20 protein-coding genes are annotated in these 26,767 nt (G+C 49.9%); 9 read left to right on the forward strand and 11 right to left on the reverse strand.

The genetic code is table 11. The features are described 5' to 3' along the window. Positions 1 to 137: 137 nt before the first annotated feature. The 3 genes from accB to ACKFKH_RS05740 form a co-directional block, all read right to left on the reverse strand. On the reverse strand, positions 138 to 662 hold the full coding sequence (accB, locus tag ACKFKH_RS05730; RefSeq protein WP_446857285.1) for an acetyl-CoA carboxylase biotin carboxyl carrier protein: 525 nt from the start codon (positions 660 to 662) through the stop codon (positions 138 to 140). Between the two features lie 139 nt (positions 663 to 801). Further along, positions 802 to 1,365: an elongation factor P gene (gene efp / locus ACKFKH_RS05735; protein WP_446857286.1), complete on the reverse strand. Its 564-nt coding sequence runs from the start codon at positions 1,363 to 1,365 to the stop codon at positions 802 to 804. 103 nt (positions 1,366 to 1,468) lie between these two features. Beyond that, positions 1,469 to 1,717, reverse strand: a complete 249-nt coding sequence (locus ACKFKH_RS05740) for a helix-turn-helix domain-containing protein (protein ID WP_446857287.1) — start codon at positions 1,715 to 1,717, stop codon at positions 1,469 to 1,471. 166 nt (positions 1,718 to 1,883) lie between these two features. Between ACKFKH_RS05740 and ACKFKH_RS05745 the strand changes: the two genes are divergently transcribed. Continuing rightward, entirely contained in the window at positions 1,884 to 2,060 is a 177-nt protein-coding gene (locus tag ACKFKH_RS05745) for a hypothetical protein (protein WP_446857288.1), read from the forward strand. Between the two features lie 302 nt (positions 2,061 to 2,362). On the opposite strand, the gene topA is transcribed toward ACKFKH_RS05745, so the two are convergent. After that, on the reverse strand, positions 2,363 to 4,561 hold the full coding sequence (gene topA / locus ACKFKH_RS05750) for a type I DNA topoisomerase (RefSeq protein ID WP_446857289.1): 2,199 nt from the start codon (positions 4,559 to 4,561) through the stop codon (positions 2,363 to 2,365). 261 nt (positions 4,562 to 4,822) lie between these two features. On the opposite strand from topA, the gene ACKFKH_RS05755 reads away from it, so the two are divergent. From ACKFKH_RS05755 to ACKFKH_RS05770, 4 genes are all read left to right on the forward strand, one after another. Then, positions 4,823 to 5,113, forward strand: a complete 291-nt coding sequence (locus ACKFKH_RS05755) for an RNA recognition motif domain-containing protein (RefSeq protein ID WP_446857290.1) — start codon at positions 4,823 to 4,825, stop codon at positions 5,111 to 5,113. A gap of 96 nt (positions 5,114 to 5,209) precedes the next feature. Continuing rightward, positions 5,210 to 5,392, forward strand: coding sequence for a 30S ribosomal protein S21 (gene rpsU / locus ACKFKH_RS05760; protein ID WP_446857291.1), 183 nt, complete (start codon positions 5,210 to 5,212; stop codon positions 5,390 to 5,392). 21 nt (positions 5,393 to 5,413) lie between these two features. After that, a complete protein-coding gene (arfB, locus tag ACKFKH_RS05765; protein ID WP_446857292.1) occupies positions 5,414 to 5,827 on the forward strand; it encodes an alternative ribosome rescue aminoacyl-tRNA hydrolase ArfB in 414 nt (137 codons plus the stop codon). Between the two features lie 491 nt (positions 5,828 to 6,318). Beyond that, positions 6,319 to 6,726: an ExbD/TolR family protein gene (locus tag ACKFKH_RS05770; RefSeq protein WP_446857293.1), complete on the forward strand. Its 408-nt coding sequence runs from the start codon at positions 6,319 to 6,321 to the stop codon at positions 6,724 to 6,726. Between the two features lie 197 nt (positions 6,727 to 6,923). On the opposite strand, the gene pstB is transcribed toward ACKFKH_RS05770, so the two are convergent. From pstB to pstS, 5 genes are all read right to left on the reverse strand, one after another. Then, positions 6,924 to 7,736, reverse strand: coding sequence for a phosphate ABC transporter ATP-binding protein PstB (gene pstB / locus ACKFKH_RS05775; protein ID WP_446857294.1), 813 nt, complete (start codon positions 7,734 to 7,736; stop codon positions 6,924 to 6,926). A gap of 3 nt (positions 7,737 to 7,739) precedes the next feature. Next, the gene (gene pstA / locus ACKFKH_RS05780) at positions 7,740 to 8,606 is read right to left on the reverse strand and encodes a phosphate ABC transporter permease PstA (protein ID WP_446857295.1); all 867 of its coding nucleotides are present in this window, start codon (positions 8,604 to 8,606) and stop codon (positions 7,740 to 7,742) included. An 82-nt stretch (positions 8,607 to 8,688) separates the two neighbouring features. Beyond that, positions 8,689 to 9,660, reverse strand: coding sequence for a phosphate ABC transporter permease subunit PstC (gene pstC / locus ACKFKH_RS05785; protein ID WP_446857296.1), 972 nt, complete (start codon positions 9,658 to 9,660; stop codon positions 8,689 to 8,691). Positions 9,661 to 9,748: 88 nt separating this feature from the next. Next, positions 9,749 to 11,608, reverse strand: coding sequence for an iron uptake porin (locus tag ACKFKH_RS05790; RefSeq protein ID WP_446857297.1), 1,860 nt, complete (start codon positions 11,606 to 11,608; stop codon positions 9,749 to 9,751). A gap of 141 nt (positions 11,609 to 11,749) precedes the next feature. Continuing rightward, entirely contained in the window at positions 11,750 to 12,796 is a 1,047-nt protein-coding gene (pstS, locus tag ACKFKH_RS05795; protein WP_446857298.1) for a phosphate ABC transporter substrate-binding protein PstS, read from the reverse strand. A 586-nt stretch (positions 12,797 to 13,382) separates the two neighbouring features. Here pstS and ACKFKH_RS05800 point away from each other — a divergent pair. After that, complete coding sequence (locus tag ACKFKH_RS05800; RefSeq protein WP_446857299.1) at positions 13,383 to 14,465, forward strand: hypothetical protein; 1,083 nt, start codon at positions 13,383 to 13,385, stop codon at positions 14,463 to 14,465. Positions 14,466 to 14,696: 231 nt separating this feature from the next. Here the strand turns inward: ACKFKH_RS05800 and ACKFKH_RS05805 are convergent, their stop codons facing one another. Both ACKFKH_RS05805 and ACKFKH_RS05810 read right to left on the reverse strand, forming a co-directional pair. Further along, a complete protein-coding gene (locus ACKFKH_RS05805; RefSeq protein ID WP_446857300.1) occupies positions 14,697 to 16,181 on the reverse strand; it encodes an esterase-like activity of phytase family protein in 1,485 nt (494 codons plus the stop codon). Between the two features lie 530 nt (positions 16,182 to 16,711). Continuing rightward, positions 16,712 to 18,445 carry a putative bifunctional diguanylate cyclase/phosphodiesterase gene (locus tag ACKFKH_RS05810; RefSeq protein ID WP_446857301.1) on the reverse strand — a complete coding sequence of 578 codons (1,734 nt, stop codon included), beginning with the start codon at positions 18,443 to 18,445 and terminating at the stop codon, positions 16,712 to 16,714. Positions 18,446 to 19,628: 1,183 nt separating this feature from the next. Here ACKFKH_RS05810 and ACKFKH_RS05815 point away from each other — a divergent pair. From ACKFKH_RS05815 to ACKFKH_RS05825, 3 genes are all read left to right on the forward strand, one after another. Continuing rightward, positions 19,629 to 20,954, forward strand: a complete 1,326-nt coding sequence (locus tag ACKFKH_RS05815) for an AAA-like domain-containing protein (protein ID WP_446857302.1) — start codon at positions 19,629 to 19,631, stop codon at positions 20,952 to 20,954. A gap of 382 nt (positions 20,955 to 21,336) precedes the next feature. Beyond that, the gene (locus ACKFKH_RS05820; RefSeq protein WP_446857303.1) at positions 21,337 to 24,918 is read left to right on the forward strand and encodes a WD40 domain-containing protein; all 3,582 of its coding nucleotides are present in this window, start codon (positions 21,337 to 21,339) and stop codon (positions 24,916 to 24,918) included. A 231-nt stretch (positions 24,919 to 25,149) separates the two neighbouring features. Then, positions 25,150 to 26,745: an esterase/lipase family protein gene (locus ACKFKH_RS05825; protein WP_446857304.1), complete on the forward strand. Its 1,596-nt coding sequence runs from the start codon at positions 25,150 to 25,152 to the stop codon at positions 26,743 to 26,745. Positions 26,746 to 26,767 lie beyond the last annotated feature (22 nt).

Raw genomic sequence — 26,767 nt, forward strand, 5'->3', positions numbered from 1 at the left:
CAATACACAAACCGTAATTTTACAGAATAAAGTTTTGTGAGAGTGTATAGCCTTGTCTTTATAAAGACAGCACAAATCACTTGTGGGGAATTTAGGGGCTTTTTTAGGTGAAAAATTTGCAGCGAATTCTATCGAATCTACGTAGGATTGATTCGCATCAAGGGCTGTCCGTACTCCACAGAGGAAGCGTTTTGTACCAAAATTTCGACAATTTCGCCTGACACTTCTGCTTCGATCTCGTTCATCAGCTTCATCGCTTCGATGATACAGACCGTTTGACCCGATCGAATGCGATCGCCTGCTTCGACAAACGGCGGCTCATCGGGGCCCGGAGAGCGATAAAAGGTGCCCACCATCGGAGAGAGAATTTCGACAAAGCGGCGATCGCCGCTGGGAGGGGGAGCCGAAGGGCTGGAAATCGGACTAGCCACAGGAACTTCGGGCATGGGAAGGGGAGCGGCTCCCTGGTAACTTGGAGAAATCGCCGAAGTGGGCAAGCCAGCGGTCACATCGCTCACACTCGTCTGGGGCAGTCTGGTGTCACTTCGCATTCCTCGCCGCACGGTCAACTCAAAATCATCACTCTTCAACGTCAACTCTGCGATATCGGTTTGATTGAGAGCCGTCAACAATTCGCGGAGTTCGTTTAAGTCCAGTGGCACAGTTTCTATCGCTCCAGTTTTAAAAGAGTTTTGAGTTCGGTCGTGCTGAGGTGAGCTTTGAGTGAGAAGACCTGGGTGGGCTGAGATGAGAAGATTGGTAGATTCTCTGAGCGCCGTTCAAAACTCAAAACTCAAACTTTTAGCTTTGTTCGCGACCCAGGTAGGTATCGTTGCGGGTGTCGATTTTGATTTTTTCGCCAACTGAGATAAAGAGGGGCACCATGACCTGAGCCCCTGTTTCGACGATCGCGGGTTTGGTTCCACCTGTGGCGGTGTCGCCTTTTACGCCGGGATCAGCCTGGGTGACTTCGAGGGTGACGGAGTTGGGCAGTTCGACTTCTAGAACCTGTTCGCCCCATTTGACGACGTTGACTTCCATGCCTTCTTTGAGATATTTGACGCGATCGCCAATCTGGGCGGCACTGAGTTGTCCTTCCTCATAGGTTTCCATGTCCATGAAGATATATTGATCACCTTCTTTGTAGGTGTGCTGCATGGTGCTTTTTTCCAGATTGGCTTGCGGCACAGTCTCCCCAGCCCGGAAGGTGCGCTCGACGACGCTGCCTGATTGCGCGTTTTTCAGCTTGGTGCGAACAAAGGCAGATCCCTTGCCTGGCTTGACGTGCAAAAATTCAACGACCCGCCAGACAGAACCGTCTAGCTCGATGCTAACGCCAGGTCGAAAATCATTACTGGAGATCATGAGTGTGTTTAGGGGAGAACGTTCGGCAATTCATTTTACCGCTCTGCGTCACCCTGTAAAAGAGAGTTTTGGGATGAGGGATGAGGGATGAAGTAGTTAGTGTCTACTGGTCTTTGATCTCGATGCCGTATTTTGTGAAGAGATCGGCGATCGAAATCTCCAAAGCCTCCGCAAATTTCTCAATGTTTTCTAATGTCGGGTTCCGCATCCCTAACTCAACAGTTGAAATGTAGCTGCGATGAAATCCTGACCGTCCAGCTAATTGCTCTTGGGAGATACTTAGCTCTCTCCTGCGTTGTCGGACAGCCTCTCCGAAGCGGGCTTTGATGTTGTCATTTTGCTTTTGAGCCACCGTCCAATGGTACGAGAGTATGAGGCATCGATTGTCATAAAATAAGTAGCAATTTGCTTTACATAAGTAGCAATCAGTGAGAATATAAACTCAAAAGCCAACGCTTCGACCTGGACAGTTCCCGCGCTGGCTGTACTTCCTTCGATTCAAAGGAGACTTCATTATTATGACTTATGGAGAGCGGCTAAAGCCGTGGGTCATCGTGCGGTTTGTTTCGCCTCAGTGGATTATTTTGGATCGCTACAAAAAACGATCGGATGCTGAAGAATTCCTGAACGTTTATCGACGATTGTTTCCCAATCAGCGCTTTGAAATCGTGTTTGAATTGCCTGAAAGAAGATAGCGATCGTCTCAAATTCTTCAAGCCTTTACTCTAAAAAAACGTGAATTCGATGAAATCCCTCGCTGTGGCGATCACTCCAGGCAGCCCCCTAAATCCCCCAAGTTTGGGGGACTTTGAGCAAGAAATCCTGTCCGAAAGTCCCCCAGATTTGGGGGGTTGGGGGGCAGAAGCGTTAAATACCGAAGCGAAAAAACTCTATCGAATTCACGTTAAATTATTATCTTTTCAAAAGTCCCCCAGATTGGCAGCTTGAGGGGCAAAAGCTCTAAGCAACGAAGTGAAAGAACTTCATCAAATTGACATTAAATCAACTCAACATTTAACTCTCCAAACTTGGGTGACCAAAACCGACCACGAGAGTCAAAAAACGCTACTTCTTTACATTTGCCGCGACGATTTTCGGCGATCGTACATCTCAACATCGTCTTTTCTTGACCGTCTTTGGTGTAGATATATCGCTCTAACAAGGCTCCACAAACCGGACAGGGCGCATCTGTGAGAGAGTCAGCGATTGAGTCAGGCGATCGTGGTTTGTAAGATGAATTAGCTTTAGAAGTCGCTGGCTTTGTCGAAGATTTAACTGAAGATTTAGGCTTACTAGACGTTTTGCTGGGTGTTTTATTGGAGTGAGCGGTCGTCGATTTAGTCGAAGATTTGCTAGGAGATTTAGCGATCGTTGCAGAAGATTTGGAAGATTTGACCGTCGAAGATTTTGCAGACGGTGACTTTTTAGATGGGCTGCTTCCCTCTGCGCTGTAGCCGCCAAATGTCGAAGGATGCGAACTCTGAAAGCTCGTTTGAATGAATAATTTCGCTTGAGTTAAAGCAGGTTCAAAATAGGTGCGATGCCAGTCAGTCAAGTAGCGTTGCCAGTCTTGTTTTCCGGCAGCAATTTGATCAAGAACAGACTCCATCTGAGCCGTAAATTCAGGTTGAATTAAATCCGGTAAAGCTTTCACCAAAAATGCATCTAACTCCATGCCCAAAGCCGTCGGCTGCAATTTGGCTTTCACGACTTGAACGTATTCTCGATCTTTGAGCGTCTTCACCGTCGGCGCATAGGTACTGGGGCGACCGATGCCTTTGCGTTCCATTAGTTGTACGAGCTTGGGTTCGGTGTAGCGCGGCGGTGGCTGAGTTTGTTTCTGCTCGGAGCCAGCTTGCTTGAGCGTCAAAGACTGATTTTGTTGAAGGTTGGGCAACTCCAAATCGCTGCTGAGATTATTCCAATAGCAGGTGTAGCCTGCAAATGTGAGAATCTGCCCCCTTGCTTCCCAATAAGCCTCACCGGACTGGGTAACCACACGGGTTTTGGCGATTTGAGCCGGGGCACATTGAGACGCAACCGCCCGATTCCAGATCAGGTCATAGAGTTTGGCAGCTTCTCCAGAAAGATTAAGCTGTGCAGGCGTGCGATCGACCGCCGTCGGCCGGATTGCCTCATGCGCTTCTTGAGCCGTCTGACTAGAGCGGTGCTGCGTCGATCGCGTGGGTAGATTGTCGCGATCGTGCTTTTCGAGAAACTGCCGCACTGCGAGACGAAACTGCTCAGACAACATCACCGAATCCGTTCGCATGTAGGTAATATGTCCGCCTTCATAAAGCGACTGAGCGATCTTCATCGTGGCATCTGGACTCAGCTTTAACTTAGCCCCCGCCGCTTGCTGCAACGTAGACGTAATGAAGGCTGGCGGCGGAGATTGGGTCGTGTTTTTGCGCTCAATCTGCACCACCTGATGGAGAGAGGACTGCGCGATCGCCACCAGTCGATCGGCTTCGGCTTGAGACGTGACGCGATCCGATTCAGGTGCTTCTTTGCCCTCTGCGGCATCGTCGGGGGAGGGGGTTGCTTTTTTCGTCGGATTCAAACTGCGTCGATAAAAAGCTTTGAACCCTTCGGCATAGTCCACCCATACACTCCAATAGTCCTGTGGCTTAAAGGCTAAAATTTCTTGCTCTCGCTGACACAACAGATGCAGCGTGGCACTTTGAACCCGTCCCATTGACTTTGCCCCATTGTTGAGCTTCCAGACGACATGCTTGCTGCCTTTGTAGCCCACCAGTTTGTCGAGACAGTCACGAGCGCGTCCCGCATCAATCAAGGCTTGATCCAACGATCGAGGAGCGGCGATCGCTTTCTTCACCACCGCCGGAGTAATTTCGCTGTAGACCACCCGCCGAGGATTTTTGAGCCGCAGTTCTTGCTGCAAATGCCAACCGATCGTTTCCCCTTCGCGATCAGGATCAGTGGCGATATAAACCACATCCGCCTGTTTGACCGCTTGCCGCAAGTCTGCCAGAACCTTTTTAGCGCGATCGCCCCTCGGTTCATAGCGACACTGGACGCGATCGCCCATCAAATCAAATCCTAGAGAATCTTCACCATCATTTGCCAACTCGCGCACATGCCCCAAACTGGCTTTCACCGTCCAACCTGCGCCCAAGATTTGGCTGAGTTTTTTAGATTTGCCAGGACTTTCAATCAAGAGTAGATTAGCCATACTTGCCTAAAAATGGCCTAAATAATGGGCGTGCAAACGGTCAAAAATTAGTTTCATTCATAGTACACTTGAATCAAGACGAGTGAAAAAATGTTTAATTAGCGAGTGGTTCCAAATCTTCTAGTAAAGAAATCTGCGAATTCTATCGTATTTTCAGCTTATGCATGTTAGCGTGAGAAAATTCGACTCGGCTGTGTCGTGCGTTGGTGCGCGTCTCTCCGAAGAGAAGTTCACCCGCTTTTGATTTTTGGAGACTTTCTCATGTCAATTTACGTCGGCAATCTCTCTTACGAGGTCAAACAAGAAGACCTGACTGAGATCTTTGCTGAATATGGAACGGTCAAGCGAGTGCAACTCCCTACTGACCGCGAAACTGGACGGATGCGGGGCTTTGCGTTCGTCGAAATGAACAGTGATGCCGAAGAAGAAGCTGCTATTACCGCCCTCGACGGAGCAGAATGGATGGGGCGCGACCTGAAAGTGAACAAAGCCAAGCCTCGCGAAGATCGGGGGCCTGCGGGGGGTGGCAATCGATCGCCGCGTCGCTATTAGAATTAGACATTAGGCCGTCTTAGTTTGTCTAGGGGCGGATGTTTGCAGTCCGCTTCACTTTGATCACCCCTACAGTTCACTCACTCGGAGATTTCTATGACTCAAGTCATTCCAGGCGAAGACGAAAGAATTGATTCTGTATTGCGTCGCTTTAAGCGCGAAGTCTCTAAAGCGGGCATTTTCCCCGACATGCGGAAGCACCGCCACTTTGAGACCCCGATCGAAAAACGCAAGCGTAAAGCTCTGGCTAAACAAAAACAACGTCGATTCAACCGCTAAAGCTAATCCAACCCTCCGGGCATGTTGCAAATTACCCAACACATCACCATCCCTGAAAGTGAGATCGAAATGACTGCGATCCGCTCTCAGGGGGCAGGAGGGCAAAATGTCAACAAAGTAGCGAGTGCCATTCATCTAAGATTTGACATTGGAGCTTCGTCGCTGCCCGATCGCCTCAAGTCTGCCCTTTTAGACCTCAAAGATCAGCGCATCACCCAGGAAGGCGTGGTCGTGATCAAAGCTCAAGAGCATCGCAGCCAAGAGCAAAATCGAGAAGAAGCCTTAAAAAGACTCAGGGACTTGATCAAATCGGTGACGATCGTTCCTCGCAGACGCAAACCCACCAAGCCCACGCGCAGTTCTCAGAAAAAACGCCTTGAGAGCAAGATCAAGCGCAGTCAGGTGAAATCTTTAAGAAAACCCGTAACCGAGTGACGATTAGAACAGGGTTCGGCGGTTCAGACAGTTGACATCCATACTTGCAGAATTTTAGAAAGAATAGTTCCTTTGGAAGCGTCGTTCTAGCCATTGATGTCGAGCAAAAATCAGAGCTTAACGTAGGCTTACGATCGCCCTTACCTACCCTTAACCAGTCTTAGAGAGAACTTCCGCTATTGTAGTAGGGGTGTGCCTATCGAAGTTCCGTATCTAAGATTACTCGGTAGAGAGCATCCTTAAATTATGTCCAATTTGTTCGATATGGTCAGTAAAGGTGGGCCGGTCATGGTGCCGTTGGGAGTGCTGTCGATCGCCTGTGCCCTGGAGCGAACGGTTTAACTGCTGGAAACTCTTGTAGGACTGGCTTCCTTGCTGGCCTTGTTGGGCGATGAGACATATCCCTCAGACCCCGCTCATGTGAAGACTTTAGACTTATCCGTTTGCAGTTAGAAACCGTCTTGATTCCATTCTGAACAACGCTACCAGACATGAAATTTAAACACCAAAAACAAGGATCACAAATGCCAGAAGTGAATCTGGTTCCGATGATGGATGTGATCATGACGATTCTCACTTTCTTCATTCTCGTCTCCATGTCTCTGACCAACTTTCAGGCAGTAGACGCATCACTACCGACTACAGACAAAGGAACGAATAAAGAAAGACCTCAAGATCCTCTGGTGATTGGTTTGGATCGACAGGGACGAGTCCTCATCGACACTGCTAATGTGAATGAGGCTCAAGTCGCTCAACAAGTTGTGACTTACTTTCAAAAGAATCCCAAAGGCAGCATTGTGCTCAAGGCAGACAAAGCCCTTCCTTACGAAAAAGTCGTGAAAACCCTGGGCGTGCTGCGAGATGTGGGCGGCGATCGAGTCTCTCTAGCGATCGAGTAATCCAAATAAATTCATCTACCCAAACGTAAATTCGACCAAGCTTTTCGCTTTGGTGTTCAGCGCTTCTACCCCTCAAGCTGCCAATTTTAGGGGACTTTATTTAACATTAGAGTTCAAAGTCCCTCACTCTTAGAGAATTTAGCTTGCTTTCCCGAACGGCCAACCGCAGCGAGAGACTTCACTGAATTCACGTCACGCTAACCAAATCGCCCTTCGACATAATCGCGAGTTCGAGAATTAGTGGCGGCGGTGAAGATGTCGGTGGTGGTGCCCATTTCGACTAGCTGACCGATGCGGCTTTCGTCGGTGCTAAAGAAGGCCGTGTAGTCGGAGACGCGAGAAGCTTGCTGCATGTTGTGAGTGACAATGACGATCGTCAGCTCTTCTCTAAGTTGGTGAATCAGTTCCTCGATCTTCATGGTGGCGATCGGGTCTAGCGCAGAACAAGGCTCGTCCATTAACAGAATTTTGGGTTTGACGGAGAGCGATCGAGCGATACAAAGTCGCTGTTGTTGACCACCAGATAAGCCCAGAGCCGATTTGCTCAAGTTATCTTTGACCTCATCCCAGAGGGCTGCTCCTCGCAGCGCAGTTTCGACGATTTCATCCAGGGTCGATCGCGACGGACGGCTAAACACCCGCACCCCGTAAGCCACATTGTCGTAAATGCTCATCGGAAAGGGATTGGGCTTTTGAAACACCATGCCGATTTGTTGCCGCAGTCGATTGAGGTTCACGCGCCGACTGTAGATGTCTTGCCCAAAAAATTTGACCTGTCCCTCAACCCGCACGTTGCCTTCTAGTTCACCAATTCGATTGAGCGCTTTGATAAAAGTCGATTTGCCACAGCCAGACGGGCCAATAATCGCAGTCACCTGACTGGAATAAATGTCCATCGAAACGCCTTCTACTGCTTTGCGATCGCCGTAATAAAAGCTCAAATTTTGCACACAAAGCGCGAGTGAACTGTCTTTATTGGAAGTGAGGGAGCGATCGAGTCTAGGTTGCATAACTTAACGAGAAGGTGAGCTTTTGTGAGTAATCAGGCGTGACAAAATGTTGGTGATCAAAACCATTCCCAATAAAATGACAGAGGCGCTCCAGGCTAACTGATACTGTTCGTTGGCGGCGGAGTTGGCATAGTTGTAAATCAAGACTGGAAGGGACGCGATCGGCCCGCTGAGTCCTTCGATCCAGCCCTGGCTAAAGAGAGCGGTTAACAGTAAAGGAGCCGTCTCACCTGCGGCACGAGCGATCGCTAACAGAATGCCAGTCGTAATCCCCGGTAATGCGGACGCTAATACAATTCGGAATGTAGTTTGCATCGAGTTTGCACCCAGAGCAGCAGACGCAAGCCGTTGGGGAACCGGAACGAGCTTCAATGCTTCCTCAGTTGCTAAAACGATAATCGGCAACATAATGATCGACAACGCAAAACTGCCTGCGAATGCAGAAAAAGATTTCGTCGTTACAACAATTACACCGTATGCAAAAACGCCTACGACGATCGACGGCACAGCACTCAAAATTGATACCACAAAACGAATCGTCCGAGCGATCGAGGTTTGCTTCCCAAATTCAGATAGATACACCGCAGTCGATACGCCGATCGGAACGCTAATCAGAGCCGCAAGACTCACCATGAGCATCGTTCCCAAAATCGCATTTCCAAAGCCATTGGGCCCCTCAACGCCAACAGGAGCAGGCAGGGCTGTAAAAGTCTCCCACTTGAGATGAGGCAAGCCTTTGCTAAGAATTTCAAACAAAATCGACAGCAGGGGAAGCAGTGCCAGCCCGGTGAGCAGGAAAGCGATCGCGGTCATCCCATAGGTGAAGAGAGTCCGGGTAGCGGGTAGGGGTTTGGTCAGTTCTTGATCCATTGAAACAGGGAGGAGGGAGGAGGGAGGAGGGAGGAGGGAGGAAATGATCAGCGTATTTTCAGTAGTAAATTTAGTAATCAACCTAGTTGTTTTTGAAGCTGAAGACTTGCACTAAAAAGACGGCCCCAATATTTACGAGCAATGTTAGAGCGAATAGAATGAGCGCCAGATACATTAACGATCCGATGTGAATTTGCTCTAATGCTTCAGGGAATTGGTTGGCGAGAATGGCAGGAATGGTATTGCCTGAGTCGAATAGTGACACACTCAACTGATCAGAGTTGCCAATTACCATCGTTACGGCCATCGTTTCGCCTAATGCTCGACCTAACGCTAACATGATCGCTCCAATGATTCCTGAAGCACTCGACGGAAGTAATACCGAAAAGATGGTTTCCCAACGAGTTGCGCCCAGTGCCATTGATGCCGTTCTCAAATCGCGAGGAATGGATAACAGAACTTCTCGACTAATCGCAGCGATCGTGGGCAAAATCATCACCGATAAAATTACACCCGCCACAAATACACTCGGCCCAAAGGTTTCAGTGCTAAACAAAGGCACCCAACTGAACTGCTGATATAACCATAATTGAAATGGCTTGAGGAATGGAATCAAAACCAAAATACCCCAAAAGCCCACAATCACACTGGGAATCGACGCGATTAGCTCAATCAAGAAACTGAGGGGCGATCGTACCCACGGCGGCAAAAAGTTTTCACTCGTGATCAGAGCCACTGCCAGCCCGACGGGGATGGCAATGAGAAGGGCGAGCGCCGAACTGATCAGCGTTCCATAAATATAGGTGATAGCCCCAAATTGAAGCTCGTTTACATCCCATTCTTGGCGCGTCAAAAATCCTAATCCAAACGCTTGAATGGCAGGTTTTGCTTCAACAAAAATCACCCACCCCATCCAAAACAAAATCGCCACCGTCGCCAGGGCGATTCCTTGAACCATACGCGCAAATCCTTGATCTAACCAGGACGTGTCTTGTTCGCTGGTAAGCAGGCTGGGAGTGGAGCGATCGCTCAATTCAACGGGGTCAACAGTCATGAGTCATTCAACCTCAATAAAGGACAGGGGAGAAAGTGGATTGCAGGCGCTTAAAACAGTCCTGATTTCACCTTCTCCCGCCCGTGGATTAGAAGGTAAACGTCGTTCTCAACGTACCCACGTAGATCGTGTCATTGGCGCTGTTGTGTTCTGGGTTAAAAATCACCAACAAGCCGGGTGTGATCGCGATGTTGTCATTCAGCCGATAGCGATAAAACGCTTCCAGGTGATATGACGTGTCGCTATCTTCTCGACGGACGCTGGTCGCGGTGCGATTGTTTAATCCGTAATCGTTGTCGGTCACTTTTGGAGGCATCCCAAAGACAATGCCGCCCAGGTTGCCTTCCTTGAGCAAATCAGGGAACGCCAGCGTGACGGCCCAGTTCCAAATAGTGGCTTTGTCTCCCCGACGGACAAAGGGATCGATCGCTGATCCGCCCCCAATGACGCGCCGTTCTGCTTTAGCATCCGTAACACCTGCCCAGCCCGAAACAATGAATTTAGAGCTTAAGCGAATGCTGCCTTGTAGTCCAACCGCGTTGGTCGTCGTCGGAACGTTGGTTAATCTCTGGGCTGCGGTCGCCGTGGTCGAAGCGTCCGTTTGTTGTGAGCTATTAAACGGATTGTTTGCAAAGCCGCTGCCTGTACTGCCCGAAATGCCCGCTCCGGTGCTGTAATAGGCGTTGACGTAAGTGACCCCCAGCCCGATGTTGGGAGTTGGTTGAAACACAAGCTGTGCCAGGGCTGCATGACTGCCGTTAAACAAGCCACGATCGACCGTCGGATCTTGTGCGTCCCCTGTGGGAGCCAGATAGCCCAGCGATAAGGTGAGTTTGTTTCCTACCGTAAATTCTGGGCCAAACTTCTGGTTGATGATGACCCCCGTTCCGGTAGAGGCTCTAAAAATCGGGTTGTAGCGCCCAAATCGAGAAATCGCTCCAGAACCGCTCGATTCTACAGGACTTAATGTTGGAACTGAATCGTTGAACTCCAAACCATCGTTGGTGCCTGTTCCGACGAAAACAGTCGTTAAGTCGCCGAGGGGAAAGCGATATTCCAAACGGTTTAATTCAACGGTGTTTTCGTTAGAGCCGTCATAGCCCAGGCGGGTCATGTTGGTGTTGGTCACCGCCCCACTAAAAGAAGTGATGTTTCTGGCTTGCAGACGAGTTCTCAGGCGATCGCGTCCCGTAAAGCTAGAATCCAGTGCGAGACGAACGCGAGTTGCAAGGATGGTATTGTCTTGGACATTTCTAGCAGCACCCGCCCCGATCGCATTCGTGATCGCTGTGTTTCGAGCGGCTGCCGAGGTGCCTGGAAAATCAATGACGCGCTGCACATCTGAGTTGATGGCTCGTTCATCGCCAAAAGCCTGGCTTACGGAGAAAATAACTTCTCCAGCGAGTTTGGTGGTGGTTGAGAATTGCTGCTTTTCGAGCGTTGTGGTGCGGGCTTCGAGCGAATCGACCATCCCGCGAATCGTCGCCAACTCAGCCGCAAATTCTTCTTGCAGTTTTTGCAGGGTGGCGAGATCTTCTTTTTTGACCAAATCAGCCGTCGATGCCGCGATCAGTTCGTTGACGCGATCGAGACACGCATTCACCCCAGCCGCAAATTCGTAGCGAGTCAGGGCCCGATTGCCGCGATAGGTCTTGTCAGGATAGCCTGCAATACAGCCATAGCGCTCAACTAGAGACTGCAACGCTTGAAACGCCCAATCCGTGGGACGCACATCCGAAAGCTGTGAGACAGACGTGACTTGAGCCAGGGGCGCATTCGCATCAACCTGATTCAGCACTTGACTGACTGAAGGGGTTGCCTGTGCCAATTGGGTCGTTGAAACTTCTGGTTGAACAGGAGCTTCCGGGACGGCCGCAACTGCGGCGATCGCGCTAAAACACAGAGAAACTGGAGCGATCCCCAGCAAACTCCAGAAAAGTCTAGACATTGTACTAAATTCCTCACATCACAAATTAAATGAACCTGAATATCGTCTGGTATTGAAACGCTGAATGATGAACTTCAGATATCAAAATCAAAAAGCTATCATCCAGTCGTCCCACGATTGATAGCAAAATGCTTTGAGCTTCTAAGGTTTTACCTGATCCTTTACAGTTTGCAGTACCCTTTGGGCATCAGCAGGTTTGAGGCGAGCAAAGCCGAGGGTGTTGTTGATGTTTTGACCATCGGTTAGCACCCACTCAATCCACTTCCTGATTGCGGCAGATTTTTCTGGGCTGTCATATTGCTTGTAAACCATCATCCAGGTTAGGCCGGTGATCGGGTAGCCTGCATCCGGGTCGCCGTTGAACACGCGGAAGTTGTCGGGTAGAGTCAAAGACCCGATCGCAGCATTGGTTGCATTGAGTGAAGGAGAGAGCCATTCTCCTTTCTTACTCTGTACCTGAGCAACGGTCAGTTTGTTTTCCTCAGCATAAGACTGCTCGACATAGCCAATCGAGTTAGCTGTCTGCTTGACTTGAGCCGAAACCCCAGCATTTCCGCGCCCTTTTAAGGGGTTAGATGTCCACTTAGGAGCCGTGCCGACACCCACTCTTCCTTTAAAGTAAGGGCTAACCGCACTCAGGTGATTCACAAATACAAACGTTGTACCACTACCGTCTGCACGAACGACTGTTTTGATATCAGAGTTGGGCAGATTGACACCAGGGTTATCAGCCACAATTTTGGGATCGTTCCAGCGAGTGATGCGCCCGGCAAAGATATCGGGCAAAACTTGACGGCCAAGCTTTAAATTCGGAACGCCAGGAAGATTATAAATCGGAACAACAGACCCTCCAGCCGTGGGAACGAGAATAATCCCGCCCCGTTTTTGTGGGACTTTTGCAATATCTGCATCCGTCATGGCTGCATCACTGCCGCCAAAGTCAACCACACCCGCGATCGTTTGACGAATTCCAGCCCCACTACCGACCGCTTGATAGTTTACTGAAATGCCTGTTTTCTTCTGAAACTCGGCGCGATAACGGTCATAAAGTAAAGCCGGAAAAGTTGCCCCCGCTCCATTGAGCGTCACCGCTTGAGCAATTGCGGTCAAAACGGGACTAAATGCGATCGCAGCAGTCACCACTGAGGCAGTAACAGCACGACGCAGAGCAGTTGTAGAAAATGACATTGTGCCTCGTCCTCAACAAAGACCGAATTAATACTGAAGTCACACTGACAACCCTACAACTTAAGTAGTTAAGCCAAAACAAACGAAAGAATAATGAATGGTTAATTTCTATTTAATCTTTAGTTAAATTTTAGCGAACGGAAGATTAAATACAATCTGAAACGCATTACAGCATAGAATCTTGATGAATTTGAGGTCGCTACAACTCTGTCCAAGGTTGTATATTGATCAATGCAAACTGACAAAGGTTTTATCACGCTGACTGATCAGACCAACATTGCTGTAAGTTTTGTTGTAGTTATCGAGAGTTGCTACCCTAAGTAGCTGCTAATTCAACGACTTAGGATAAATCAGTAAATCGACTGAGGAATCTAGTTGATCTACTGAAGATAGAAAAAATTCAATGCTAATATGACCCACGACTAACCGGATCGCCAACAGATCCTCTATCGTTAATAGGGAATCGATCGACCACAAGTTTTTGACCACCGTAAACAAACAATCCTGAGTCTTTGAGGCTCACATTGTTCTGTTGCCCACTTCTCAACCTTTCCTCCCTCCCAAGCAGACCCCCGCAAAACGGCTCATGATCAAATCTCTTCCTCTACCCTCTCTGCCTCCTTTGCAGACGCTATTTCGCCCGATGCTGTTTGCCGCTTTGGGGCTGCACGCCCTGTTTTTGTTTGTCCCGTTTCCTGAAGAGCAGAAAAAGCCGCCCGAAGACAAAGAGGCTCCCGTCAAAATCACCCAACTGCCCACAACCAAAGCAGGCGCTCAGACCAAACTCACCCCCAGAGTCACGGTTCCCAAAGCGACCCGGCCCTCCACGCCCAAAATTAACCGTCCCTCAACTAGCCCCACCGTCTTAAAAACGCTGCCACAACTTACACCAGCGACAGAAACGCCGACTCCTCCTGCCGCGCAAGGGACAAATGCCAGCAGAAACGAAAACGTCACCAATCCCTTCGCCGATTTTCCTCATTTTCAGCCGTCTACACCCGACTGCTTTGCCAAAGGACTGGGCGAAAATTGCCGAATCGCCACTGGCACATTGGATGCTGTCGCCAACTTTTATCAATCTGAACCCAAGAAAAAAGGCTTTAACGTTCAGCCAGCCGGAGACGAAGGCGGCGCAAAGTATTTTCAGGTTTCCAAAGGCGAACAGACGCTCTTTCTCAGCTTGCTTCCAGATGGTAGTACTACGGTCGTCGTGCTGGCTCCTGAGCGCATTCAGGATCTCTCTACCCTCAAAGGGGCTGTGGTGCCTCCCGAAGAGTTTGTCGAGATGATTGGTTCAGTCTTTCCGCCGGGGCGGGACAACGTGGAGGGAGACATTCCCACCGTAGACCAGTTTGAGCAGCCGCAGTTCTTTTTCGGTCAGATTCCAACCGAGGAAGAGGCTCAGAATGGAATACCAGCAGTGCCTAGAAAAGGCATCGATCGCCTAAAGTTTTCAGCAGGTCAAGCTCCAGATGCTTTTTACAACACCTTTCTGGCAGCAGAATTGAATACCATCTTCACAGAAGGGGTGACTAAGCTGGGAGCCTTTGGGGGTGGTGATCTTTACCAACTCAAGAAAGGCAGCACGACTATTTTCATCAGTCTGGTGCCCATGAAGGGAGAAGTTGGAACAATTCTCGTCACTTGGCTCAAAGATCCTAGAAGTTAGCCGTCTGCCCAATTTTGAATCCAAATATTGAATCAGGGTAAGAACAAAGATCCCCGCTTTCTGAAAAGAGATTGGGGATCTCATTGAAATTGGGTTCGTGACTCGGCACAGGTTGTTTAAAGCCCGTCGTCTCAAAGTCAAGGGACGAAAAAAGCATCAGGATTTGTTCATCCCTCATCCCTCTCGCGAAGCGTGCCAAAGGCAACCCCTCACCCCTGGCTTGACGAAGTATTAAACCCCCGATCGCCCGCCTCTCTTTTTAAGCAGCCATCCACTTAAGCCGAGCAGCACCAAGCTTCCCGCCGTCGTCGGTTCGGGGACTTTTGACGGGGGGACAAATCCTTTGAGGTCGTCACCGCTCACCTTAAAGGAGTACAGAAAGGTTGGAATTAGCGTTTCTCCAGTCGGGCAGCCCGCATCCAGCGCAACTTGAGTGCCCCCAGTGCAAACATCAGATTGAACACCGCTACTATTTTGGGTGACGCTAAAGTCGTTGTCGGTGCCCACCAAAACTGCATAGGAACCATCTTTGAGTTTGGGGCCGATCGCCAGTCCTTCCATCTTTTCAGGAATTTTCATGCCTGCCGTTTTAAGCAGCCCCGCAATATCCAGAAACAGGGATTTGTTGACGGGGGTCACGCCACTCGGAAGTGTGTTCGTCCCAGCGAGGCTGATGTTTTGGACGTTGGTCGCGCCTGCCAGACTGATTTTAAACACGCGCTTGCTGCCCACCGGAGTTGTGCCTTTCGCATCTTCTACACCGATGCCGCGATTGTCTCGCTCTAAGACCAAAAACTCTTTGTCATTGATCGCCGTGATCGCACTGATGCCGATGTTGCGTCCCTGAGCGTTGGGGACAAAGTCTTCTGTTGTGCCCGGAATGCGATCGTTGATGTCGGCGCGGTCTTCTAGCTGATAGAGATATTGAGCCGTGCTTTTTCCAGTTTGGGTGTCAAATTCCACAATGCGAATGTTGCGTCCCCGGCGACCATCCGGATCGCCTTCATTCACCAAAGGATCTTGCAGCATCGCATACAGCTTTGAGCCATCAGGACTGAGCGTCGCTCCTTCAAAGCCCCGATTGTCTTGGCGACCTGTGGTGATCGTTGGGCGACCGTCAAAAAAGTTGAGCGTTTTTCCTTCTCTAGGAATCAGATTGTCAGGCGTGGTCAGCGATCGCACAAACACCCCTTTTGGCGTAAATTCGTTAATCGATGGCCCATACTCATCAGACACATAAAAGTTGCCGTTTGGAGCCACCACAAAACCTTCTGGGTCAAAGCTCAGACCCAATTTGGCTGAGTCACCATTCAAGACTTTAGGGTTCAACCCATTAAAGTTTTGCCCCTCTTTGGTAAACAGAATGGTGTCGAGCAGCTTAAAGCCTCCAACCTCACCCGTTTGAGCATTTACATTTAGAGACAGCTTTTGTACCCGTGTGTTGTAGGCGATCGTTCCGCCACCCGGCCCCCGATCCGCCAAACTATAGTAGACATCTTCGTGGCGATCGTAGTAAAGGTCTGAGAAAAAACCGAGACGATTGACATTTGCACCATTTCCAGGATTTTTGTCAGTGGATTCTCCAGGAATGGTCAAGCTGTTGACTAATACCCCTGCTTTAGCGGCAGTCGGCAGCGCTGCCATCGTCAGAAGCAGCAAACCATGAGTCAGTAGAAACCGAGCGTTCGATCGCAACATTTTGAGCGTATAAATCACTACAATTTCAGCATTCTATGAATTTATTAAGACGACTTTAAGCCAGCTTTAAGTGCTGAGCTTCTTCTTGGCTACTTTATACAAAAGTTCCGTATTTAAGCGTAGGTTGAGGAACGGGTGAAGCTTTCCGGATCGGGTCAAGAATTTGTTTTCTAATCCGTGACGATCTCACCTCAAAGTTTTTAATATCATTTCCAGACGTTGCTACGCGATGTGCAACTTTTCCTAAACGCTTGAAGATAACCTGCCCTCACCCTAGCCCTCTCCCCAAGGAGAGGGAATCGGACAAGTTTTGAAAGTCCTTCTCCCTGGGGAGAAGGGTTGGGATGAGGGCAAGTTAGTTGCACATCGCGTGTTGCTGAATTACGGAATGAATTGTCCCCAGTGCAGAGGGAAATCAAACCTTCAAAGTCCCTCAGATTAGGGGATTTAGGGGGCGAAAAGATGAACGCTTCTCACAGATCATCCCTGTTATCTGCAATGCCCATTTCTATTCCAGCAAGTGTCAAGCAGTCATCCACCCGCCGTCATCAACCTTTAGAGCAAGCGCTGATCATCTGTAAGCGTCGATCGGTTCTCAATAACGGCTGCAACTCATCCGCAGGGAGCGGCGGACTGTAGAGAAACCCCTGCATAGCCTGACAGCCAATCTCCCGCAAAAAGAGCAGTTGCTTATGCGTTTCGACCCCTTCTGCAATCACTTCTAGCTTCAGGCTTTGAGCCATCGCCATAATTGCGGTCGAGATTGCTGCCGCCCCTCGGTTGACCGTTGCCTCCCGCACAAACGTCTGATCCATCTTGAGCGTATCGATCGGCAAATGGTTGAGATAATTGAGCGATGAATAGCCCGTCCCAAAGTCGTCGATCGAGATTTCTACACCAATCTTCTTGAGCGATCGCAGCGTTTTGATCGTCGAATTTACATCCTTCATCAGACAAGTTTCAGTCAGTTCCAAGACCAATAACTCAGGAGCAAGCCCCGTTTCTTGCAAAATTTGCGCCACCCGTTGCGCCAGATCCGCCTGCTGAAACTGACGCATCGACAAATTAACCGAGACCTGAAGCGGTTGAAGACTCATCTGCTGCCACTGTTGCGCTTGTAGACAGGCCGTTCTTAACACCCACTCGCCGATCGGAATAATCAACCCCATCTCTTCGGCAACCGGAATAAACGCATTCGGCGGAATCATTCCCCGCTGAGGGTGACACCAGCGAATCAGCGACTCCACCCCCACAATCTGACCCGTCATCAGGTTGACCTGTGGCTGATAATAAAGCTGAAACTCTGACTGCTCAAGCGCTTTACCCAGGTCAGACTCAATTAATCGCCGCTCGGCCTCCACCGCATCCATCGTCAGGTTATAAAACATATAGCTGCTCTGTCCCTGCTTTTGACACCAGCGCCTCGCCGTTTCTGCCCTCAAGACCAACTCTTCCGAACTTTTGGCATGTCGAGAATGTAAGGCAACCCCAATGCTGACCTGCACCCTGATCTCGTGTCCCTTGAGAGAATAGAGGCTTGTCACTGCCGTCAAAATCAGTTGTGCAACATCCGCAACCGCTTGCTGATCAAGGACGCTTGTCAAAACTACCCCAAACTCATCGGCACCCATGCGAGCAATGAGACTGGCTGATTGGACAGTTTTTTGAAGCCGCTGACCGATCGTTTGCAGCAACTCGTCGCCAATTCCATGACCATAGGTAGCATTGATGGTTCTAAACCGATTGACATTGACACAGAGCACCGCGATCGACTGCTCTTGATTTGACTGCTCCATCGCCCGTTGAAGATGCTGGTGAAGCAGAAAGCGACTGGGCAAATTGGTCAACGAGTCAGTATGCGCGATCGACTGCAAAAATGAGTGCGACGACTGGCTATAAGTCTGTAAGAGGACTGCTTTTTTTTTAAGGCGTGACTGAATAGCTTCTAGCAAGTCAGCGATGGCACAAGGCTTCGTCAAATAGTCATCGGCTCCTAAATTCATGCCGCGACGAACGTCAGAACGATCGCCCTTAGCGCTGAGAAAAATCACCGGAATCGTCGCCGTGTCAGGGTCTTGGCGTAGACCTTCAAGGACACCATAACCGTCAAGTTCGGGCATTCTGATATCGCAGAGAATGATATCGGGTCGATAGGCTTTGGCTTTGGCAATCCCAGCGGCTCCGTGTTCTGCCCCGATCGACTGAAAGCCTTCTAACTCTAAAATCTCTAGTAGATTATCAAGGATGATGTCCTCGTCTTCGATTACTAGAATAGTCGCCATTTGTTTATTCAAGGAAATTTAAGAGAGCGGTCACAGAACGTCGAAAAAATGATTTAGCGATAAGACTTGGGCAAAAAGAGCGTGTGTACAACTCAACTTAAGAAACAGTTTACACGCACTAATTTTGACCGCAATCCTGGTTGTTGAGGGGCAGATCATCAATTTGAACGTTGCAGAAGCGCTCAACAGGAGTCGTCACCCTGATCGCGCTTGAGTCAATCAGGTTAGCTCTACTATTTCGTTTCATCAGGGTCACAGTCTGGCCGCTACAGTCTTGACTTATCTTGATTGAGCATACTGGGCTACCTGGGTTCTTGATTCTCATAATGGTCACTCTTCATGCACCCTTGAATTGTTTGAAGGTAGTTACAAACTCAGGAACTCTGGTTTCAGCGATCGCCGATCTGACAAAAATTACCTTACCGATCTTGATGCACAGATCTTGGTAGGGGGAAGCTGGAAAGCTACATCTTACACTACTCGGCTTCTTACTTAGATCTAATCATACTACTGAGGTAAGTAAAGTGAGTTTTGCTACCTTTATACAGCTTGCATCTCAAGGGAATCCTTGACTACTCAAGATCACTAGTTAAGCACACAAGTTAGAAAAAGACTCAAGACAAGAGCGAGTGCCAAACTTGATGCAGCGCGATCTTTCACTTCAAACGGTGAGCAAAAATTGCAGGAAATAAGCTGGCTTCTGATAAATGATGACTATTTTAGGCGCATCACAATTAGATACTTGAAGTATTAACTCCGACCTGAAGTAATTTATATAGTTTTAACCTAAAAAAACAAATCAGATCCACAATTTAAGCCTGATATAGTGACGAGGCAATGATTGTTAATTTTTAGCTCACTCACTGCGGATAAAAAGCGATGATAAAAAACGGCAAAATCTTCACCTTTCGAGAGGGTTTTGATGAACTTAAGATCGCCTATTCTCCCTTTTTCTTACTCTTAAAAGCCAGACAATTAAATTGTAATGCTGCATCACAGAAGAAACTTGTCGAGTTTGCCAGTTAGCTTGATCAACCGCTCAACAACTTTTCTATCTCCGTACAAAGTGATCATTCTTTGAACCTGGAAACTGTCCTGTACGGTGCAACGACAGGGTGAAATCGTATTAGAATGCTCCTTTCATGGTCATCCGGTTTCTTCTGTGTCGTCCCCCTTTACCCGCATGTCGCAACGCCCTCATCAAATCAAGCGAAAACGAGGAATCATCCTAAGCTCAAAAGGGTGGCAACGATTGCAGACCGCAGAGCAACGATCGGTCAGCCAAAGCAATTTTGGAAAGCCCTATACACTGCAAGAATTGAGCGATCGTACCGGACTTAGCCCCAACACGTTGGCCCGGGTGAGAAGTCGTAAAGTTGCGGTCGATCAGCAGACGTTAGAAAACTACTTTCGGGCGTTTGACCTGACGTTAGGAGCCGAAGATTATGCGGACTCAGACTCCCTGGGGGGAAATCGGCAGCAAGTATTGTTGAGTGGTCAACTACCGCTAGACTCCAACTTTTATGTCGAACGGCCCCCGATCGAGACATTGGCCTACGACACCATTCTTCAACCAGGGGCGTTGTTGAGAATTAAAGCTCCCCGCCAAATGGGAAAAACTTCCCTCGTCGCCAGAGTACTTTCTCAAGCCAGAGATCAGCGATTTGCTACGGCCATTTCCAGCCTGCAACTGGCCGACTCGACTGTGTTCACTGATTTGAAGCGCTTTTTGCAGTGGTTTTGTGCCGTTGTCACTCAGAGCCTGGGCCTCCCCAACCAGCTAGAGAAGCATTGGGACGATCTGTTTGGCAACAGCTACAACTGCACCAACTACTTTGAGAACTACATTTTGTCAGAGGTCGAGACCCCTTTGGTGCTGGCGTTTGATGAAGTCGATGTGGTGTTTGAATATCCCGAAATTGCCACCGATTTTTTTGGCATGTTGAGAGCCTGGTACGAAAAAGCCCGCTATGGCGATGGTAGAAGTGATCTCTGGCAAAAACTGCGCCTCGTGCTGGTGCATTCTACCGAAGTCTACGTGCCGCTAAATATGCACCAATCGCCCTTTAATGCGGGGCTGGCGATCGAGCTACCAACCTTTACCCAAGAGCAAATCTGCGATCTGGCCCAGCGATATGGACTAGAACAACCCGAAACCTGCGCTGACGATTTGCTGACGCTGGTGGGGGGCAGTCCTTATCTGGTACAGTTGGCGCTACATCACCTCAGTCTAGAAGAGGTCACCCTCGAACAACTCAATGAAAACGCCATCTCCACCGAAAGTATCTATAGCCCCCATTTGAGAAACCTGCTGTGGGATTTGCAGAAATACCCCGAACTGGTAGAGGCGCTCAAGCGAGTTGTGTTGTCTCCGACCCCGATCGAGCTAGAAGCCGTTCAGTCTTTCAAACTTCAAAGCAAGGGGTTGGTCAAGATTCGCGACCAGCACGTTGTACCAAGCTGTCACCTGTATCGCAAATACTTTGCCCAGTCATTGGCGGTGAGCTAGAAAAGTTTTGAGTAAAGTATAGAGGAGCTTGGACTTTAGACTTTAGACGTTGAACTTTAGACTTTAGACTTTAGACCTGGGACTGAAAATCAATGACCGAAGACTAGACCTCCTGCGCGAATCCGGAAACGCCCCCTGAATCCCCCCACAAGTGAGGGACTTTGAGCCAAGACTTGCGGTTTCAAAGTCCCCCAGAATGGGGGATTTAGGGGGCACAAGCCGACCCAAACGGAGCAAGACCTAAGCGGCAGGTGACATCGAAAATTCTATTCACGCAGGGGGTCTACTGAATACTAAACTCCAGCGTCCAAAGTCCAGCGTCCAAAGTCTACAGTTTAGCGTCTACAGTCCAGCGTCCAGATCAAAACTTAAAGCTTCTCCTATGGTCGCATCTCAGCTTCCCGTCTCTCGCTATCAAGTTGGCGGCAGTCTTCCACCTAATGCGCCCAGCTACGTTAAGCGTCGAGCCGATGATGACCTGTATGTGGCGTTACAGCAGCGAGAATTTTGCTATGTCTTTAACGCCCGACAAATGGGAAAGTCAAGCTTGCGGGTGCAGACGATGCAGCGACTCCGCGAAGAGGGAATCTTTTGTGGCGTAATTGACATCACCGCGATCGGCACCCAACAAGTCACCGCAGAACAATGGTACGCCTCGATCGCCGCTTCTCTGGTCAGCAATTTTCAGCTAAAGGTCAATCTGGGAAGCTGGTGGCGCGATCGCACCCATCTCTCTCTGGTCAATCGCTTGAGTGATTTTTTAGAAACCATTCTTCTCGCTCAGGTGACGCAAGATATCGTAATTTTTATTGACGAAATTGACAGCGTGCTGGGCTTAAAGTTTCCGACGGATGACTTTTTTGCGCTGATTCGGGCCTGCTACAACAAACGCGCAGAACAGGCTATCTACAACCATCTCAGCTTTGCCCTCTTGGGGGTCGCCACGCCCACCGATCTGATCACCGACAAAACACGAACGCCTTTTAACATCGGACAGGCGATCGAGCTAGATGGCTTTCAATTGTCGGAGGCGGCTCCGTTGCTCCCGGATCTGATTAGCGTCGTCAGTTACCCCAAGGCTGTGTTGCAGCAGATTTTAAATTGGACGGGCGGCCAGCCGTTTTTGACGCAAAAAATGTGTCAGATCGTTGTCCAAGAACTGGGAGGCGCAGAGCCAGCCGCTCAATCTACTCAACCGCTGACCGCTCGACTCGAACACATCTTTCACAGCCGCATCATTCACAACTGGGAAACTCAAGACGAGCCAGAACATCTGAGAACGATTCGCGATCGCCTCTTGCGAAACCAACCTCAGTCGGGCCGACTTTTGGGACTCTATCAACAAATTCTTCTCTCGCCGCCCGCTGCTCCCGCTGACTTGCCCACGTTTAGAACCAGTCATCAGGGCATTCCCGCCGATGGCAGCCGAGAACAGGGAGATTTACTGCTGTCGGGTCTGGTTGAAAAACATCAGGGACAGTTGAGAATCAAAAACCCCATCTATGAAGCGGTCTTTAACCTCGAATGGGTCGAGCGACAACTGGCAAAACGGCGGCCCTACGCAGAGGCGCTGACGGGATGGCTGAATTCTGGCTGTGCGGACGATTCTCGACTGTTGCGAGGTCAAACGCTGCTGGATGCTCAACTGTGGGCACGGGGAAAAAGTCTCAGCGACCAGGACTATCAGTTTTTGGCGGCCAGTCAGGATCGCGATCGCCAGGAAGTCCAGAAAACCCTGGAAGCAGAACGGCTCAAAGAAGTGCAGGCTCGCCTCAAAGAACAGCGCACTCACCTCAAACGACAACGATCGCTGCTGGCGCTAATGAGTGTCTTATTGGTGGTGGCGATCGGGCTGGCGATGGCGACGTTTTGGCAATCTCGTCAGGCAACTCTAAGTGAAATTCGGGCGAGTGCGACATCTTCGGATGCGCTGTATGCGTCTGATCGACGGTTTGATGCGCTGATGGCGGCTATTCAGTCCAAGCGCCGACTTCAAACTGTTTATGAACATGACCCTGAAACCGAGGAAAAAGTCGAAACCGCTCTGCAACGATCGATCTATGGCGTGGTTGAGTCCAATCGCTTCTCAGTCGGAACGGGCGTTTTGGGGGTGGCGTTTAGTCCCGATGGGCAGACGATCGCCTCTTCTGATTCAGACAATGCGATTAAGCTGTGGCGACCCGATGGCACGCTGTTAAAAGATCTGCATGGGCATGGGGGAGCCGTCTACAAAGTCACGTTTAGTGCCGATGGACAAACGATCGCGTCAGCCAGCTTAGACAACACGGTGAATCTCTGGAAGCGCGACAAAACGGGAAGCTTCACCACCCCCTATCGCACGCTCAGAGGACATGTTGGGCCCGTTTGGGATGTCGCCTTTAGCCCCAATGGTCAGCTAGTCGCCTCGGCCAGCGCAGACAACACGATCAAACTGTGGCGATCGGACGGGACGCTGATTTTGACCCTCAAATCCCACAATTCTCCGGTGTGGAGTGTCGCCTTTAGTCCCGATGGAGGCACGATCGCGTCAGCCAGCGCCGACAATACGATCCAGCTTTGGCGACAAGATGCCGGAAAGTTTTCACTTCAGCCCTTTAGAACGCTCTTGGGGCACGAGGCGGCCGTTTTGGGAGTGGCGTATAGTCCCGATGGGGCGTTTATCGCGTCGGGCAGTGAAGACAACACGGTGAAGTTGTGGCGGTCAGATGGCACGCTGCTTCACACGCTAAGAGGGCACACGGCAGGCGTAAACGAGGTTGCCTTTAGTCTGGATAGTCAACTGATCGCGTCTACCAGCGTCGATAACACGGTGAAGTTGTGGAAGCGAGATGGTTCACTTTTGACGACGCTCAAGGGGCACTTGTCGGGGGTGTATAGCGTGGATTTTAGTCGAGATGGGTTGATGTTGGCGACGGCGGGGGCAGATAGCACAGTCCGTTTGTGGAAGCCGCGATCGACCCTGCTCAAGACGCTGAATGGTCACAGCTCTGTGGTTTGGGGTGTGGCGTTTAGCTCTGATGGGCAAACGATCGCGTCGGCGGGGTCGGATAAAAGCGTGAAACTCTGGAAACCTGATGGCACCGTTTCAAAAACCCTCAAAGGACACAGTGCGGCGGTGAATAAAGTAGCGTTTAGCCCGGATACGGCTCCGACGAAAATTTTGGCTTCTGCCAGTGACGACACGACGATCCGATTGTGGAAGCTCGATGGCACTGCGTTGAAAACTTTTAAGGGACACGGAGCGGGAATTATGGCGATTAAGTTTAGTCCTGATGGACGGACGATCGCTTCGGGCAGCGACGATACAACGATCAAACTGTGGAAGCTAGACGGCACCCTGTTGCAAACCTTGCAAGGACACAAAGCTAGAATTCTCGATTTGGCCTTTAGCCCGGATGGGCGTTGGTTAGCGTCTGCGGCAGGTGACGGCAAAGTACAACTCTGGAAGCAAAATTCGGCAGGGCAGTTTTTGAGTCGGCCAGACAAAACGCTTTTAAACGGCAGCTCAACCGTGTGGGGGGTGCAGTTTAGTCCCACTGGAGAGGCGATCGTTTCAACTGACAGCGAGGGGACGATCCAACTCTGGACACAAAATGGTCAGGGTCAGTTTCTCGATCAACCTCGCAAACTGACTTCTGGGAGCCATGCGCTGATTCGAGTAGACTTTAACCCCACAGGTCAGGTGATCGCCGCTTCGAGTATGGATGGCACCGTCAAACTCTGGAGTATCAATGGCACGCTTTTGACGACGCTGACGGGACACCGGGGCACGGTTTGGGATGTTGCTTTTAGCCACAATGGGCGATTGTTGGCTTCTGCAAGTGATGATCAGACGGTGATTTTATGGGACTTGTACCGAATTCTCAATCTAGACTTGCTGAAATATGGCTGTGACTGGGCGCGAGATTATTTAAGGACGAATGGGGAGGTGGAGGCGAGGGATCGATCGCTTTGTGAGGGATGAGCGGTTGTCTTCGATGATCTGTTCCCCCTTTGGGGGTAATCCGCTTTGCGAGAGGGATGAAGGATGAGGGACGGGCTTTAAAGCCAGGTTTGAAAATATTTACAACGGCTCAGTGAGTTTACGGGAGAGTCATGCATCACAATAGTTCCGTGGGACTGTTGAAGGTGGACTTGTAGAATCGGCTGAGTGTCGTCAGGTTGTTCATATTTCGTCGAGATTTTTGGAGTGAATATGTCAAATCCCGGATGGTCTGATCCAGTGCGTCGTCCGTTGCCTGTGATTTTGGTGCGCGGCTTTGGGGGGACGGATACCGTTGATGAGCGGCGACTAACCTATCAAGGTTTTAACGATGGGAGCGTCTACCCACAAAAACGCGGCGAAAATTACATCTATGAGGGGCTGATTCTGCGGTTTATCAAGTCTGATTGGCGCTATCACGATGCGACTAATGTGGTCGGTTATTATGCCAACCAGATGACGGCTCCTCCGGTGATTCCTGAAGCGCTGAAGGTGTTTGATCCGAGCTTTTTTCAAGGAAAGGTGATTATCGACCCGGCGATGGCCTTGAAACTGCTGCGATCGACGGATGATCCCTGTCATAGTTTGTGGGTGTTTCGCTACTACGATTTGTGCGATCGCCGATTCTCTGTTTATGGGGAGGCGCTGGTGCGGCTGATTGAGTTTATTCGCGCTCTGATTGCGATTAAGCAGGCGTGTACGCCCAAGGTCAACATTATTGCTCACTCGATGGGCGGTCTGGTGGTGCGAGAAGCGATTCAACGGGCGTATCCCAAACGGGGCGCATTGGCAGCCGATCGCGCCATCAACAAAATCGTTACGCTCGGAACGCCCCACAAAGGCATTTCTTTTCAACTGGTGCGAGAGTTTCGCTGGCTAAATTTAGAGTCATCAAACGAGATAGAACACTTCAACCCTGACAACCAGAAAGATCCCAACAACGATGCAGCGTATGTGAATTTCTCAAAGCACTTTCCGCTCGATCGCTTGCTCTGTGTCGTGGGGACGAATTATCGCTCTTACGCCAGTCAGGGTGCGGCAGTGTTAAATCGTTTGTTTGCGGCGGCGGGAGAAGATGGGCTGAACTACAATCGCAGCGATGGGTTGGTCAAACAGTTTTCTGCTCAGATCGAAGGGGCCCCTCGGACATTTTTGCACAAGCCACATGGGGGATTTGATTCGTTAATTAGCGCTCGTGAATCGTTTGAGGTGGCAACCAGATTCTTTTTGGGCGATGTGCGATCGCGCCTTCGTCAGGTGAGCGCTCAGATCAAACGGGGCTTTGATTTGTTTGGCAAAAGTGAGATCTTTTTGGGCGTGTCAGTTAAGCCGCGCGGCGTTGATTTTGAGTTGTTTCACCAAAGTAAAGAGGCCGAAAATTGTTATGGGCCGTTTCGGTCAGCCGACTTTAGCGAAGACCCTAGCAAGCTCTCGTTTCCTTGGGCAGACGACGATCGACTGATTTGGGAGGGCTTTTTGAATACGGGTTCGAGCGTGACGCAAACGGACTTAGTAATGCGATTAGAATTTTACGTGGGCGAGCGGGATTTGTTTGGGTTGGGCTTTTCTGACAATCTTGTGTTCTCCAAACAGTATTATGTGCGGGCAATTTTGCAGCCGACGCTTCAGCTATATCTCTACACGGGCGAAGAGTTTGCGGATGGAGAGGATGATCTCAAAAGCGCAACCCCCATGCGAAAAGTAGACGGCGGCTGGGAGTTTGATATTGGTGGCACCGGATTTTCTGGCACCTATCGGATCGAAGTCGATCGTATTCCCGAAGAAGGTCAGCCTGTACGATTTATGTAGAAATCTGTCCGTTAACCCCAGA

The organism is Phormidesmis sp. 146-20, from assembly GCF_052939475.1.